At 70.4% G+C, this 14,541-nt stretch carries 13 protein-coding genes; 11 read left to right on the forward strand and 2 right to left on the reverse strand.

The genetic code is table 11. The annotated features are described in order from the left end of the window. Positions 1–85 precede the first annotated feature (85 nt). From LXT21_RS19915 to purB, 11 genes are all read left to right on the forward strand, one after another. On the forward strand, positions 86–703 hold the full coding sequence (locus LXT21_RS19915) for a DUF503 domain-containing protein (protein ID WP_254039728.1): 618 nt from the start codon (positions 86–88) through the stop codon (positions 701–703). Next, a complete protein-coding gene (rbfA, locus tag LXT21_RS19920) occupies positions 700–1,059 on the forward strand; it encodes a 30S ribosome-binding factor RbfA (RefSeq protein WP_046712244.1) in 360 nt (119 codons plus the stop codon). The genes LXT21_RS19915 and rbfA overlap by 4 nt, the downstream gene beginning before the upstream one ends. 32 nt (positions 1,060–1,091) lie before the next feature. Continuing rightward, on the forward strand, positions 1,092–1,964 hold the full coding sequence (gene truB / locus LXT21_RS19925; protein ID WP_254039729.1) for a tRNA pseudouridine(55) synthase TruB: 873 nt from the start codon (positions 1,092–1,094) through the stop codon (positions 1,962–1,964). 210 nt (positions 1,965–2,174) lie between these two features. After that, a complete protein-coding gene (gene rpsO / locus LXT21_RS19930) occupies positions 2,175–2,444 on the forward strand; it encodes a 30S ribosomal protein S15 (protein WP_044279503.1) in 270 nt (89 codons plus the stop codon). Between the two features lie 372 nt (positions 2,445–2,816). Next, positions 2,817–4,985 carry a polyribonucleotide nucleotidyltransferase gene (pnp, locus tag LXT21_RS19935; RefSeq protein ID WP_254039730.1) on the forward strand — a complete coding sequence of 723 codons (2,169 nt, stop codon included), beginning with the start codon at positions 2,817–2,819 and terminating at the stop codon, positions 4,983–4,985. Between the two features lie 163 nt (positions 4,986–5,148). Then, entirely contained in the window at positions 5,149–5,937 is a 789-nt protein-coding gene (locus LXT21_RS19940) for a hypothetical protein (protein WP_254040120.1), read from the forward strand. A 9-nt stretch (positions 5,938–5,946) separates the two neighbouring features. Next, positions 5,947–6,957 carry a M23 family metallopeptidase gene (locus LXT21_RS19945; protein ID WP_254039731.1) on the forward strand — a complete coding sequence of 337 codons (1,011 nt, stop codon included), beginning with the start codon at positions 5,947–5,949 and terminating at the stop codon, positions 6,955–6,957. A 121-nt stretch (positions 6,958–7,078) separates the two neighbouring features. After that, positions 7,079–7,534: a dUTP diphosphatase gene (dut, locus tag LXT21_RS19950; protein WP_254040121.1), complete on the forward strand. Its 456-nt coding sequence runs from the start codon at positions 7,079–7,081 to the stop codon at positions 7,532–7,534. A gap of 120 nt (positions 7,535–7,654) precedes the next feature. Further along, on the forward strand, positions 7,655–10,312 hold the full coding sequence (locus LXT21_RS19955; protein ID WP_254039732.1) for a protein kinase domain-containing protein: 2,658 nt from the start codon (positions 7,655–7,657) through the stop codon (positions 10,310–10,312). After that, the gene (locus tag LXT21_RS19960; protein ID WP_254039733.1) at positions 10,309–11,253 is read left to right on the forward strand and encodes an ABC transporter substrate-binding protein; all 945 of its coding nucleotides are present in this window, start codon (positions 10,309–10,311) and stop codon (positions 11,251–11,253) included. Before LXT21_RS19955 ends, LXT21_RS19960 begins: the two co-directional genes overlap by 4 nt. Beyond that, positions 11,250–12,563: an adenylosuccinate lyase gene (purB, locus tag LXT21_RS19965; RefSeq protein WP_223748802.1), complete on the forward strand. Its 1,314-nt coding sequence runs from the start codon at positions 11,250–11,252 to the stop codon at positions 12,561–12,563. Before LXT21_RS19960 ends, purB begins: the two co-directional genes overlap by 4 nt. Positions 12,564–12,590: 27 nt before the next feature. Here purB and LXT21_RS19970 read toward each other — a convergent pair whose 3' ends face one another. Further along, a complete protein-coding gene (locus LXT21_RS19970; RefSeq protein WP_254039734.1) occupies positions 12,591–13,550 on the reverse strand; it encodes a phosphoribosylaminoimidazolesuccinocarboxamide synthase in 960 nt (319 codons plus the stop codon). Between the two features lie 72 nt (positions 13,551–13,622). Then, positions 13,623–14,213 carry a hypothetical protein gene (locus tag LXT21_RS19975; RefSeq protein WP_254039735.1) on the reverse strand — a complete coding sequence of 197 codons (591 nt, stop codon included), beginning with the start codon at positions 14,211–14,213 and terminating at the stop codon, positions 13,623–13,625. Between the last annotated feature and the right edge of the window lie 328 nt (positions 14,214–14,541).

The raw sequence follows: 14,541 nt of genomic DNA on the forward strand, positions 1-14,541 counted from the left end.
CTCCGGGAAGGCCCCACCTTCCCGGAGTGGTTTCGCCCGGGAGACCTCGCGGCTTCGCGCGGTCTCCCGAGGCCGGGGGATTGGCATGTTCGTGGGTGTCGCACGTCTGACCCTCCAGATTCCGGAGAGCGGCTCGCTGAAGTCGAAGCGGCAGGTGCTCCGCCGGGTGATGGACCGGGTGAAGGCTCGCTTCAATGTGGCCATGGCGGAGGTGGAGGACCAAGACCTCTGGCAGAAGGCCACGCTCGCTCTCTCGGTGGTGGGCAATGAACGCCGCCATGTGGACGAGCAGCTCGAGAAGGTCATCCACTTCATCGAGGAGATGTACGTCGCCCCGCTGATGTCGCGGGAGACGGAGATACTCGCCTTCGGAGACCAGCTCTTCGCGGGAGGCCCTTCGCAGGCTTCCTCGCTCGGGGCGAAGTCCGCGCGGCAGGTGTTGGACGAGGAGGACGAGGCGCTGTCTCCGGAGGAGGCGGCGGCCGAGTCGGAGGCGGCGATTGCCCGCTTCCTCAGGGGTGAGCGGGCTTCGTTGGCGGAAGCCGAGGGGCTGGGAGATTGGGAGCGCCGTCATGACGGCGACAACGACGGTGGCCCCGGTACGGGCCGCCCGTCTCCGTCGGGCGGTGGACGGATGACGCTGGACGAGGCACGGGTTCGAGCCCGCGCCCTGCGCAACCCGCGAGACTGGGAGAAGAAATGACGACGCATTCCCGACCTGAGCGAGTGGGGCAGGAAATCCAGGCGGCCCTCGGGGCCCTGCTCGCGAGGGGCGAGCTGAGGGACCCCCGCATCGGCTTCATCACGATTACCGGCGTGAAGGTCTCCCCGGACCTTCGCGTGGCCCGTGTCTTCTATTCGATGATGGGCACGGCGGAGGAGCGCTCCGAGACGCAAAAGGGGCTGGAGGCGGCCAAGGGCTTCGTGCGCCGCGCCGTCACGGAGGCCGTGAACCTGCGGGTGTCGCCCGAGGTCTTCTTCTCCTTCGACGAGTCGGTCGGCGAGGGAGACAAGATCGACCGTCTGCTGCGCGAGGTCCGGAGCAAGGAAGGCTGGTAGTTCTGGCGCCAGCCCCACAATATTGAGCGGACATGGACGGCGTCCTCGTCATCGACAAGCCCACTGGCCCCACGTCCTTCGACGTGGTGCGACAGGTGCGCTCACTGCTCAAGCTGAAGAAGGTGGGCCACACGGGGACCTTGGACCCCATGGCCACCGGGGTGCTGCCCCTGTGTCTGGGGGAGGCCACCAAGGTCGCGGGCTTCATCACCGAAGGCGACAAGGCCTACGACGCCACGGTGCGCCTGGGCGCGGAGACGGACACCCAGGACGCGGAAGGCCAGGTGACGGCCCGGGCGCCTGTGCCCTCGCTGACGCCCGCGCTGCTGGAGGCCGCGCTCGCGCGCTTCCGGGGGCCCTTCGAGCAGGTTCCGCCCATGTATTCGGCGGTGAAGGTGGCCGGCAAGCGGCTGTACGAGCTGGCCCGCGCGGGTGAAGAGGTGGAGCGCGCCGCCCGGCAGGTGACGGTGTACGAGCTGGTGCTGCGCGACTTCTCCGCGGACCGGCTCCACCTGTCCGTGCGTTGCTCCAAGGGCTTCTTCGTGCGCACCCTGGCTTTCGATCTGGGCCGCGCGCTGGGCTGCGGGGCGCACCTGGAAGCGCTGCGTCGCACCTCCAGCGGGCCCTTCACGCTGGCGCGGGCGCTGCCCCTGACGGACGTGGCGTCCCTGGCGAAGGAGGGCCTCCTGGCCCCCCGGCTGGTGTCGCTCTCCGACGCGCTGGTGGACATGCCCGAGGTGCGGGTGAACGCGGACGAGGCGCGCCGGGTCTCCCACGGCGTCCCGGTGGAGGTGCCCGCCTCGCTCAAGCCGGGGCGCGTGCGGGTGATGGGACCGGACGGCGCGCTGCTCGCCGTGGCCGAGGGCGTGGGGGGGCGGCTCCGCTACCTGCGGGTGCTCGTCTAGACGTCCGTCGCCCTGGGTTGTGCGTCTTCTCACGCTCCCAGGGCCGGGGGGCGCACGGGCAGGCGTCCAAGGTTGACCCTGGGTAGGGTGAAGCTTATAAGCCCCCCGCTCGTTAGAAGCATGAGCATGAGACCCGGTCTGTACCCCTCCGCGGACCTGGGTGACTCAAGTGGTATCCACGCCGGAGCGGGACAGAAGGACGAGAATCACATGTCGCTGCATCAGGAGCGCAAGTCGGAGCTGGTGACGAAGTTCAGGACCCACGAGTCTGACACCGGGTCCCCCGAGGTGCAGGTGGCGCTGCTGTCCGAGCGCATCAACATGCTCACCGAGCACTTCAAGACGCACAAGAAGGACCACCACTCCCGCCGCGGTCTGCTGAAGCTGGTCGGTCAGCGTCGTCGGCTTCTGGACTACCTGAAGTCGAAGGACGTCACCCGCTACAAGAAGCTCATCGAGGGCCTCGGCATACGCAAGTAGGCATCTCGGCAGCAAACGGGGCGCTGGTTCAACCAGCGCCCCGCGCGTTTGAGAAGGACGAAGCAGTTGAGTCGCGGTGGGTGGTGGCGGGCGAGGGAGTGGTGCCGTCGGAGGTTTTGGTTTCCGTTCGGACCGGCTGACCTGGGGTGCGAGGTCGGCCGGTGCGATCAGGGATCAAAAGTTCCGAGACATCCCTCCGGCGCTCCGCAAGCGCCCTTCCGCAGTACAGGCTGGCGGTTGCCTGTCATGTGCCTTTTCGGGCCTTGGCGACCGCTCATACACCCCGAGGGCCCTCCCGGGGTGCCTGGTCCATTGTGTCGGACCGGGTGCGTGCGGTGGGGTCCTCGCCCGAAGAAATACCGAGGCAAGGACATGCTGAAGAAGAGCGTCAAGATTGGCGAGAGCGAGCTGAGCATCGAGACGGGCCGTCTGGCCAAGCAGGCCGATGGCTCCGTGGTGGTCCGCTATGGCGACACCATGCTGCTCGTGACGGCGGTGAGCGCGCGGGAGAAGAAGGACATCGACTTCCTGCCGCTGACGGTGGAGTACCAGGAGAAGCTGTACTCGGCGGGTCGCATCCCCGGCAGCTACTTCAAGCGCGAGGGCCGGCTGACGGAGAAGGAGACGCTGGCCAGCCGCATCGTGGACCGCTCCATGCGTCCGCTGTTCCCGGAAGGCTACGCGTACGAGACGCAGATCATCGCCAGCGTCATCTCCGCGGACCCGGAGAACGAGGGGGACGTGCACGGCATCACCGGCGCCTCCGCGGCGCTGTGGGTGTCGGACATCCCGTTCGACGGCCCCCTCGCCGGCATCCGCGTGGGCCGCGTGGGCGGTCAGCTGGTGGCCAACCCCACCGCGAAGCAGCGTGAGCAGAGTGATTTGGACCTGGTCATGGCGGTCAGCCGCAAGGCCATCGTCATGGTGGAGGGTGGCGCGGAGGAGGTCTCCGAGCCCGACATGGTCGCGGCGCTGGAGTTCGGCTTCCAGTCCGCCCAGCCCGCGCTGGACCTGCAGGACGAGCTGCGCCGCGCGCTGAACAAGCAGGTGCGCTCGTTCGACAAGCCGGCCTCCGTGGACGAGGGCCTGCGCGGCAAGGTGCGCGAGCTGGCGATGGACGGCATCAAGGCCGGCTACGCCATCAAGGAGAAGGGCGCGCGCTACGAGTCGCTCTCCAAGACGAAGAAGGAGACGCTCGCCAAGCTCAAGGAGCAGCTCGCGGAGGCCTACTCGCCGCTGGTGGAGAAGCACGCCAAGCAGGTGGTGGAAGACCTCAAGTACGAGCACATGCGCGAGATGACGGTCAACGGTGGCCGCATCGGCGACCGTGGCCACGACGTGGTCCGCACGATCACGTGTGAAGTGGGCGTGCTCCCGCGCACCCACGGCAGCGCGGTGTTCACCCGCGGCGAGACGCAGGCGCTCGTGGTGGCGACGCTGGGCACCAGCGAGGACGAGCAGCGCCTGGAGATGCTCGGAGGCATGTCCTTCAAGCGCTTCATGCTGCACTACAACTTCCCCCCGTTCAGCGTGAACGAGACCAAGCCGCTGCGCGGCCCGGGCCGCCGTGAAATCGGCCACGGCGCGCTGGCGGAGCGCGCGCTGCGCAACATGGTGCCCAAGAGCGAGTCGTTCCCGTACACGGTGCGCCTCGTCTCGGACATCCTCGAGTCCAACGGCTCCTCGTCCATGGCCTCGGTGTGCGGTGGCACGCTGGCGCTGATGGACGCGGGCGTCCCCATCAAGTCGCCGGTCGCCGGCATCGCCATGGGCCTGGTGAAGGAGGGCGAGAAGATCGCCATCCTGTCGGACATCCTCGGTGACGAGGACCACCTGGGCGACATGGACTTCAAGGTGTGCGGCACCACCAAGGGCATCACCTCCATCCAGATGGACATCAAGATCACCGGCCTCACCACGGAGATCATGAGCCGGGCGCTGGAGCAGGCGCGTCAGGGCCGCATCCACATCCTGGAGGAGATGCTCAAGACGCTGGCGCAGCCGCGCAAGGAGATCAGCCAGTACGCTCCTCGCATCACCACCATCCAGATTCGCCCCGAGTTCATCAAGAACGTCATCGGGCCGGGCGGCAAGGTCATCAAGGACATCATCGCGCGCACCGGCGCGGCGATTAACATCGAGGACTCCGGCCGGGTGGACATCGCCAGCGCGAACGGCGAGGCCGTGAAGGCCGCCATCGCGATGATCCAGGCGCTGACCCGCGAGGCGGAGATCGGGAAGATCTACACGGGCACGGTGCGGAAGATCGCCGAGTTCGGCGCCTTCGTGGAGCTGTTCCCGGGCACCGACGGCCTCATCCACATCTCCGAGCTGTCCGACAAGCGCGTCAAGAGCGTCTCCGACGTGCTGAAGGAGGGCGACGAGGTGCTGGTGAAGGTGGTCAGCATCGACAAGACGGGCAAGATCCGCCTGTCGCGCAAGGAGGCGATGGCGGAGCGCGCGGCGGCCCAGCAGGGCGCGGCCGACGCGGTCGCCGCCCAGCCGTCTCCCGAGGCCACGCAGCCCAACGCCAAGGCGTGATGCCCCTGGGCACCCGGGCCCGCTCGTAAGGCCTCCGGGCAGCCTCGCACCCCCTTCCGCCACTCGCGCGGGAGGGGGTGTTTTCGTTTCTGGGGAGACTGGCTTAGACCTGGACGGGGGGCGCGTGCGTTGGAGGTGCGAGCCCCGCTTCCTGGAGGCCTTGTTGCCACCCGCTCCACCGTCGAGCTCCACTGGATTCGTCACCGACGTCTCGCGCCTGTTGGGGGCCTTCCGGTGGGCGTTCATGCCGTTGGGGCTGCTCGCGCTCGTCGCGGTGGGCGTGCACGCGGCGGCGGACACGCTGGATGACCGACTGCTGTCGCTGGTGGACCGCGCGGACGCGGCCTTCGACGGGCTGGTGGGCCGCTCTGATTTGACGGCGCCCATGGTGGAGTGGGTGTCGCTGGAGCTGCGCACGGAGATTGCGCGCGCCCTGGCCCTGCTGTGGGAGCTGGCCGCGGACCTGTTGCTGGCGCTGCCCGCGCTGGGCTACCGCGAGGCGGCGGCCGCGAGGCCCGCGGAGGCGTGGCGCGTGGCGCTGGAGGGGACGCAGGCCCAGCCCTCGTGGCGCGCGTTGTTGCGGCGATGTCTGCGCCAGCCCACGCCCATGCGGTGGCTCAGGCCCTTGTCCACGGCGGCGGTGGTGGTGGCGGGCGCGTGCACGGTGGCGCGGCTCCTCCAGGGCACGGTGTACCTGTCCTGGCGCGAGCTGATGGGAGACCAGGTGGCGGATTGGGGCGCGCGGGGACTGGCGCTCGTGGTGCTGGTGGGAGTGCTGGCCACGCTGGGCTGGCGCGCGGTGCTGCGAAACCTCCAGCACGCGGACGAGGCCTGCGCGAACGTGTCCGGACGCAAGGCCTTCACCCGGGGCTTGCTGGGGTGCGCGGTGGTGGCGCCGCTGGCGGTGGCCGCCGTGCTGGACGCCTCTCCACTGCTGTCCTTCCTTCGCTAGGGGCTCGCCATGTTTCCGCGCCAGGCCCGAGGACTGCTGGACTTCGTGATGGCGGTGCTGTGCGTGTGGACGGCGTACCACCACACGCCCGCGGGCGCGCTGGTGCGCAAGGCCTCCGCGTGGGCCTTCTCCACGAAGAGCACCGCCCGCCCGCTGCTCGCGTACTACGACGGCGTCACGGGCACGTCGCTGGCGGCGCCAGTGCTCGCGCCCGAAATCTCCATCGTGCGCCCGCTGACGGATGCAGAGGCCCTGGCGTGGGGCACGCACCTCGCGCTGAAGGGGCTGGATGCGCGGGCACGCGAGCCCTCGGCGGCGCTGGCCCAGGAGCTGGGCATCCCGATGACGACGCTGTTGGACCCGGTCGAGGGTCCCCGCGCCGCGCGCAGGCTTCATGCGGCGCTGGCGGGTGACTTCCCCCGGGAGGAGGCGCGGCTCGCGGCCCTCTTCGTCGGACGCGTCCCCGCGCGCTATGCCGTGGAGCGCGTGGAGGCGGAGGGGAGCGCTCCGACGCTGGAGTCGCTGAGCCGCCAACTGCCTCCCGGCTTCGAGGGCGCGTCCGTCGGCGCGGCGCAGGCCTTGGCCCTGGCCACGACGTTCGGCCTGGGCTGGCCCGTGCACGAGAGCGCCCGGGTGACGAGTCCCTTTGGCGAGCGCAACCACCCGGTGCTGGGCACCCGGAAGATGCACACGGGCGTGGACCTGGGCGTGCCCGTCGGCACGGAGGTCTCGGCGGTGGCCGAGGCCGTGGTGCGGCGCGCGAGCGAGGACTCGGTGAATGGCCGCGTCCTCGTCCTGGACCACGGGCGCGGGGTGACGACGGCGTACTGCCACAACTCGGAGCTGCTGGTGCGGGTGGGGGACAAGGTGACGCGGGGGCAGCTCATCGCCCGCTCTGGCAACACCGGGCGCTCCACCGGGCCTCATCTCCACTATCAGCTCGAGCTGGCCTCCCGTCCCGTGGACCCGCTCAAGTTCCGCGCGACGGTGCGCGCCATGTCCCAGGACACCGCGCCCTGAGCCCGCTGGGGACGCGCTTGCGGACCTGAAAGGCTCCCCAGGCCTGTCGTCCCTTCCCGGGACAACCCGTGACGTCGGCACGGGAACTGGAGACGGGGCAGGGGTGTGGTACATCCGCGCCATGGTCTCGCCCTTGATTGTTCAGGTGCGCCGTGTGCGGGCGCACCCGGAGCCCTTGCCGCTTCCCCGCTATGAGACGGAGCTCGCCGCCGGGCTGGACCTGCGCGCCGACATCGACGGGGAGCGGGTGCTCGGGCCCCTGGAGCGGATGGCGGTCCCCACGGGGCTCGCGCTGGGGTTGCCCCCCGGTTACGAGGGGCAGGTGCGGCCCCGCTCCGGGCTGGCGCTGCGCCACGGGGTGACGCTGCTCAACGCGCCGGGGACGGTGGACGCGGACTACCGGGGGGAGGTGCAGGTCATCCTGGTCAACCTCTCCAACGAGCCCTTCACCCTGCGTCGGGGCGACCGGGTGGCCCAACTGGTGGTGGCGCCGGTGACCACCGTCAGTCTCTCGGAAGTCGAGGTCCTCGACGCGACGGCGCGGGGCGGAAATGGTTTCGGCTCCACCGGCCGGTAGGTCCTTCGTCGGAAGCCTCCGGCATCGTTCCTTGATGACAGGGGAGCGTGCAGAATATGAGGCCTGGACCGCGTCCCCGCCTGCGGTCCTCCCTCGACCGGCCCCTGGAGTCCGACTGCTTTGCTCTGCTACCGCTGCGGCAGCCACGTCCCCGAGACGACCGACACCTGTCCCACCTGCGGGATGAAGTACGACGCGACCGCCCGCCAGGCGGCCGGCGCCGCTCGCAAGCGTGGGTTGGAAGGCGCCCCCTACAAGCCGGGGGACGTCCTCGCCGGCCGCTACGCCATCCAGGAGGTGGTGGGCTCCGGCCCCATGGGCTTCGTCTTCCGCGCGCAGGACCAGGAGATCGACGTCGAGGTCGCCCTGAAGACGGTGCACCCGCGCCTGGTCCAACAGCCCGAGGAGCGCACCCAGTTCTCGTTCTCCATGCGGGTGGGCAAGAAGCTCAACCACCCGAACCTGCTGCGCGTCTACGAGGAGGGGCTCGACAACGAGCGGCCCTTCTTCACCATGCAGCTCTTGGAGGGCATGACGCTGCGGCGGATGATGGAGCAGCGCGCCTCGCGTGGGCAGCTCTTCTCCCTCAAGGACGTGGAGCCGCTGCTCGCGCAGATGGCGGCGGCGCTCGACGCGGCCCACCGCTTCGGGCCGCACTCCGACCTCAAGCCCGAGAACGTCATCGTCCTGCCGGACCTGCTGAAGGTGACGGACTACGGCCTGGGGCTCGCCGTGCCGCAGCTTCCCTTCGTCCAGGCGCAGAAGAGCCACCGCGCGGATGTCTACATCGCGCCGGAGTACGTGGCGGGCGGTGAGCTGGACACGCGCATGGACGTGTACTCGCTGGGCGTCATCATGGGCGAGATGCTCACCGGACTGGTGCCCACCGAGGGCGTGGTGCCGGGGCTGACGTCGCTGCACTCGGACCTGCCCACGTCGTTCGAGGCGCTCTACCGCCGCGCGCTGAACATCAACCCGCTGGCGCGGCCGAAGACGGCCGGAGAGCTGCACGCGGAGTTCGCCAGCATCCTCTCGCGCTCACCACCCGCCGTCGTCACGCGCGTGCGCGGGGTCCCTCCGCCCACCGGCTCCGCGCAGGCCGCGGCCATCCGCATGTCGGCCCGGCCTCCGCCGCCCGTGCCCACGGGCATGATGCCGGCGGCCACGGGCAGCGTGAGCCTCGCGCCCAGGGCCACGTCGCACGAGGAGGAGCCGCCTCCTCCGGACGCCACCCAGCCGCTCGACGCCGCGACGCTGGCCGCCATCATCGGCGCCAATCCGACCGCGTCCCATCAGCACCTCACCGAGCAGGCGCTGCCGTTCATCACCGCGTCCGCGGCGAAGGCCGCCAGCGAGCCCGCGCGCGCCGAGCCTCCCGCCGGAGCTCGGGGCTCGCCGGAGTCCATCATCTTCGCGCGCTCCCCGGCCGCGGAGCCGGCTCCCGCCGCGGGTTCGCGGGGCTCGTCCGAGCCGGTCATCTTCGCGCGCTCGTCCGCCGCGGAGCCGGCCGCTCCGGCGGGTGCACGAGGCTCACCGGAGTCCATCGTCTTCGCGCGCTCCCCGGCCGCGGAGCCCTCGCAGCCGGGTCGTTCGGAGGCCTCGCAGTCGGGTCGCTCGGAGCCCGCCGCGCGTCCGCCGCCACGGGGCTCGGGGCAGGTGGCCTCGGCCCAACCCCGCGCATCGCAGCGGGGGCCATCGTCGGGGGAGGGGAGCGAGCCCGGGCCTTCCGACTCGGGGCCCCGCTCCGCGCCCTCTGGCGCGGGCAGACCGCTGGCGCGCACGCTGGACGCGGCGCCGGCGGCGGTGGTGCCGAGCATCCGGACGGCCCGCACGTTGGAGACCACGCCGGCGATGTCTGGCGCACGCACCGCGCCGCGCTCTTTGGATGGCTCACCGTCGATGTCCGGCGCGCGCACGATGGATTCGCCCGTCGTCTCGGGAGCGCGCATCGCGCCCACCCAGCGCGCCACCCGGCCCCGGAAGTCCGCGGCCGCGCGGCGTCGCTCGATGTTCCTGTGGATGGCGGTGCTGATTGTCGGCGGGCTCGCGCTGGGCGGTGGAGGCGGGTTCCTGTTCCTGCGTTATTGGGAGGCACGACAGGCCGCGAAGGCGAAGTCGCCCGTCCCGACGAGTGACCCGGCCATGCGCGCTCAAGGCGCCGAGGCGGAGGCTCAACCTGTCGTCGCGCTCGCGGACAAGTGCCCGCCGGAGATGCGGTTGGTGAGCGGTGGGGCCTTGCGGCGCGGGCGGGCCAAGGACGACGAGCTGGCGAAGGTGGACGAGCCTCCCTTGGAGAGCGTCCAGCTCGCCTCCTTCTGCATCGACCAGTTCGAGCATCCGAACAAGCAAGGCGCGAGCCCCACGGTGAATGTCACCTGGGAGAAGGCCCAGTCGCTGTGTGAGGCCGCGAACAAGCGCCTGTGCCGCGAAGACGAGTGGGAGAAAGCATGCAAGGGACCGGGCCACGCGCGCTTCCCGCACGGCAACGATTACGTTCCAGGCAAGTGCAACTCCAAGGTCAATCGAGCCGAGTCGGAGACGGCGCTCGCACCCTCCGGAACGTATCCGGGCTGTGTGTCGGGCTATGGGGTGATGGACCTCTCCGGCAACGCGGCCGAGTGGACCGAGGCCCGAATCGAGCACAAGGGGGCCGTCCAGCGGGGCGGCGCCTTCAGCGAGCACTACTCGGAGTCGCGTTGCAGCGCGCGCGCCTTCGGCCCCCCCGAGAAGGCCTCTCCTTCGGTGGGCTTCCGCTGCTGCGCGAGCACGCAGCCATGAGCCGCCTGGCCCTCGCGCTCCTGCTCTGCCTGGCGCCCTCGCTGGCCTGGGCCCAGAAGGGCAGCCGCCCACAGGTGGTGGCGGTGAAGTCCGCGAACCTGGCGCCCTACACCTCACTGCTCGCGGGCTTCTCCGCGGAGGCGCGCGCCGAGGTCCAGGAGATGACGCTCGACGAGAGCCCGGGCGCTGCCGCGCGCATCTTCAAGAAGCTGGCGGCGCAGAAGCCGGCGCTCATCCTGGCGCTGGGCCCGCTGGCCGCCAACGCCGCGCGCCGTTCGCTGGGCGAGGACGTGCCCGTCCTCTTCGCCATGGTGCCGTACTACGAGAAGTACGGCCTGGAGGGCCCCAACGTCACTGGCATCTCGCTCACCAGCGACTTGGGGCCGGAGCTGGAGGGGCTGCTCGCGGTGGCACCCAAGGCGAAGCGCGTGGGCATGGTGCACGACCCGCGCTTCTCCGCGAGCACGGTGGCGCTGGCTCAAGCCGCGGCCGCCTCGCGCGGCCTGTCCATCCTCGCGCTGGAGGTGGACTCGCCGGGCAAGGTGGCCAAGGCGCTCGAGGGCGCCGCGGGTCGCGTCGACGCGATGCTGATGGTCGCCGACAAGACGGTGGGCAACGCGGCCGTGGTGCAGGAGCTCATCGCGTTCGCGCACGCGAAGCGGCTGCCGCTCGTCGCGCTCACGCCCAGTCAGGTGAAGGAGGGCGCCACGCTGGCCTTGTCTCCCAGCCCGTTGACCATCGGCCTGCAGGCGGGGCGGCTGGCCAACCGCATCATCCACGAGAAGGTCGACCCGGGAGCGCTGGCGGTGGCGCAGCCCGAGGGGTTGGACCTGTCCGTCAACCTCAGCACCGCCAGGAAGTTGGGTCCGTCCTCCGAGTCCGTACTGGAGTTGCTCCGGTTCGCGGCGCGGAAGGACTTTGCCGTGAAGGTCTACGAGTGATTCCGCGATACAGCCGACAGGAGATGTCCAACCTCTGGTCCGACGTGGCCCGCTACCGCCGCTGGCGGGACGTGGAGCTCGCCGCGCTGGAGGGGATGGTGGAGGCGGGGCTGGCCCCTCGCGAGGCGCTGGAGGACTGCGTCGCGCGCGCCGGGGACTTCACCCCCGAGGACGCCGCGCGCATCGAGGACATCGAGCGCACCACGAAGCACGACGTCATCGCCTTCCTCACCTTCATGGAGGAGCGGGTGGGGCCCAGCGCGCGCTGGCTGCACCTGGGCATGACGTCCTCGGACGTGCTGGACACGGCGCTGGCGCTGACGCTGCGCGACGCGGTGGACCTCATCCTCCAGGATTTGGAGCGGGTGAGGGCCGCGGTGGAGAAGCGCGCCTTCGAGCACAAGCACACGCTGCAGATGGGCCGCAGCCACGGCATCCACGCGGAGCCAGTGACGTTCGGCCACAAGCTGGCCATCTGGTACGACGAGCTGGGCCGCGCGCGCACGCGCCTGTTGCACGCGCGTGAGAGCATCGCCGTGGGCAAGATCTCCGGCGCGGTGGGCACCTTCGCGCACCTGCCTCCAGCCGTGGAGGAGCGCGTCTGCGCGAAGCTGGGCCTGAAGCACGCCCCGGCCTCCAGCCAGGTGGTGCAGCGTGACAGGCACGCCGAGTTCTTCACGGCGCTGGCGCTGCTGGGCGCGAGCATCGAGAAGTTCGCGGTGGAGATCCGCCACCTGCAGCGCACCGAGGTGCGCGAGGCGGAGGAGCCCTTCACCGCCGGACAGAAGGGCTCCAGCGCGATGCCGCACAAGCGCAACCCCATCCTGTCGGAGAACCTCACGGGCCTGGCGCGCCTGCTTCGCGGCTACGCGGTGAGCGCCATGGAGGACGTGGCGCTGTGGCACGAGCGCGACATCTCGCACTCGTCCGTGGAGCGCGTCATCGGCCCGGACGCCACCATCCTCGCGGACTTCATGCTGGTGCGCTTCGCGCGGCTGATGGAGGACCTGCGCGTCTACCCCGAGCAGATGAAGAAGAACCTGGAGCTGCTCGGCGGCGTGGTGAACTCGCAGCGGCTCTTGCTGGAGCTGGCGCGCAAGGGCATGGACCGGCAGGCCGCCTACGTCATCGTCCAGCGCAACGCGATGAAGCTCTACGAGCAGGGCGTGGACTTCCGGCAGGCGCTGCTCGCGGACGCGGACCTGCTGAAGATGATGACGCCCGAGGAGATCAACGACTGCTTCTCCCCGGGCTATCACACGCGGCACATGGACGACATCTTCCGCCGCGTCTTCGGCCGGAGCGAGTAGGGCGCTCCGGGCCGCGCGCTGGAGGGGCTACTTCAGGTAGCCCTTCTGGCGCAGGTTCCGCTCGATTCGCTCGTGCACGTTGCCCGGCTCGAGCGTCAGCGACGTGCCGGTGATCTGCTCGAAGGCCGCCACGTACTTGGTGGCCAGCTCCACGCGCACGTCATCGGGGATGGCCGGCGGCGTGCCCTGGCCGGAGAAGCCGCGCTCGCGGATGAGCCACTGGCGGATGTTCTCCTTGTCCAGCATGCGCTGGTCCTCGCCCTTGGCGAAGCGGGCCTCGTACTCGTCCGCCACCCAGTAGCGGCTGGAGTCCGGGGTGTGCATCTCGTCGATGACGTAGATGTCGTCGCCCACCTTGCCGAACTCGTACTTGGTATCGACGAGGATGAGGCCGCGCGTGCGCGCCCACTTCTGGCCCTCCTGGAACAGGCCGCGCGCCGCCTCGGTGATTCGCGCCCAGTCGCGGGGGCTGGCGAGTCCGCGCGCGAGAATCTCCTGCTCGGAGATGGGCTCGTCGTGCTGGCCGTACTCGGCCTTGGTGGACGGGGTGATGATGGGCGCGGGGAAGGCCTCGTCCTTGCGCAGGCCCGCGGGGAAGGGCAGGCCGTAGGCGGTGTGCGTGCCCTTCTCGTAGTCGCGCCACAGGCTGCCGGTGAGGTAGCCGCGAATCACCACCTCCACCGTGAAGGGCGTGCACGCGCGCGCCACGGTGACGTTGGCGTCCGGCACGTCCAGCACGTGGTTGGGGCAGATGTGCTTCGTGCGCTCGAACCAGAACGCCGCGAGCCGGTTGAGCACCTCGCCCTTGAAGGGGATGGTGGTGAGCACGTGGTCGAACGCGGAGAGCCGGTCCGTCGTCACCAGGACCAGGCTGTCGCCCTGCCGGTACGTGTCACGGACCTTGCCGCGGTAGTGCTGGCCGAGCGCCGACAGGTCCACCTGTCGGAGCGTGAGGGGAAGCTGAGCGTGAAGTGCGGAGGTATTCAAAGGCGCCTCGCGGCCCGCCCCTCGGGAAGGTGAAGTCCAGCAGGGAGAGGGGGCTGCTTCGGGCGCGGGACTCTACTGGAGCGCGGCCGGCATGGAAGCAGGACCGTAGGCCGCCGCCAGGTAGAGGAAGGCCGGGTTGATGCGCAGGATGCCGTCCACGTAGGCGACCGCGTAGGGCGCTCCGGACGCGCGGTCCACCTGCACCGCACTCTCGGGCTGGATGCCCCAGTGCGCGAGCAGCGTGCGGGCCACCAGCTCCGCCGCCTCCCGCTCGGACAGCCCCTGCAGGCTCTCGCGCCGGTCTTCCGGCCAACGCTCGCCCGCCCGTGCATCCAGCACCAACTGCAGACCCTTGCCCGCGTCCGGCGCCTGGAACAGGTCCATGCGCGCGTCGAAGCCCGGAGCCGCGAGCAGCTCGCCGTCCTGGCTCATGGGGAAGAGCACCAGTGCCTGCGCCGCCTGCCCGGCCTCCAGGTCCGACTGCCGCGCCACCTCGCGGAACATCTCCAGCCGCGTGGCGGGGGACTCGAACTCCATGAACTCGGGCGGATGCGTCAGGGCCTGACGGACGCTCATCGTCGCGCGCGCGGGCGTGCCCGCACCGCCACAAGCGGTGAGGACCGAGACGAGCGAGAGGAGCAACCCAGGGAGCCAGCGACGCATACGGGCGGGAATATACCGATCTGCTTCAGGATCAACCAGCGAAACTCGGCGGCATGCGTCCACGGGAGCATCTCTCCGTTGTCGTGCTCCCAACGTGTCCGCCAGGGAATCTTCCCGCCTCGTTTTCGAGGACGGGTCGCCGTCGCCCCGCCCGCACCGCGGAGCAGGAGACCGTCCGACATGACGCGATGTGGGCGCTCGACGCTGGGGGCAGGGCGTCGTCGCTGGACGCACCTTGAGGACCGGGCGTGCGGCAGGCGGGGGCCGCGGAGCGCACCGTGGACGCGGCGTGCGGACACCTCACGACACGGGACTCATGGCGCGCGCG

It is taken from the genome of Myxococcus guangdongensis (genome assembly GCF_024198255.1).
Taxonomy (GTDB): domain Bacteria; phylum Myxococcota; class Myxococcia; order Myxococcales; family Myxococcaceae; genus Myxococcus; species Myxococcus guangdongensis.

Excerpts from the sequence above, each read along its gene's own strand:
- LXT21_RS19915 (WP_254039728.1), top strand. The coding sequence starts at position 86 with ATGTTCGTGGGTGTCGCACGTCTGACCCTCCAGATTCCGGAGAGCGGC.
- rbfA (WP_046712244.1), top strand. The coding sequence starts at position 700 with ATGACGACGCATTCCCGACCTGAGCGAGTGGGGCAGGAAATCCAGGCG.
- truB (WP_254039729.1), top strand. The coding sequence starts at position 1,092 with ATGGACGGCGTCCTCGTCATCGACAAGCCCACTGGCCCCACGTCCTTC.
- rpsO (WP_044279503.1), top strand. The coding sequence starts at position 2,175 with ATGTCGCTGCATCAGGAGCGCAAGTCGGAGCTGGTGACGAAGTTCAGG.
- pnp (WP_254039730.1), top strand. The coding sequence starts at position 2,817 with ATGCTGAAGAAGAGCGTCAAGATTGGCGAGAGCGAGCTGAGCATCGAG.
- LXT21_RS19945 (WP_254039731.1), top strand. The coding sequence starts at position 5,947 with ATGTTTCCGCGCCAGGCCCGAGGACTGCTGGACTTCGTGATGGCGGTG.
- dut (WP_254040121.1), top strand. The coding sequence starts at position 7,079 with ATGGTCTCGCCCTTGATTGTTCAGGTGCGCCGTGTGCGGGCGCACCCG.
- LXT21_RS19960 (WP_254039733.1), top strand. The coding sequence starts at position 10,309 with ATGAGCCGCCTGGCCCTCGCGCTCCTGCTCTGCCTGGCGCCCTCGCTG.
- LXT21_RS19975 (WP_254039735.1), bottom strand. The coding sequence starts at position 14,213 with ATGCGTCGCTGGCTCCCTGGGTTGCTCCTCTCGCTCGTCTCGGTCCTC.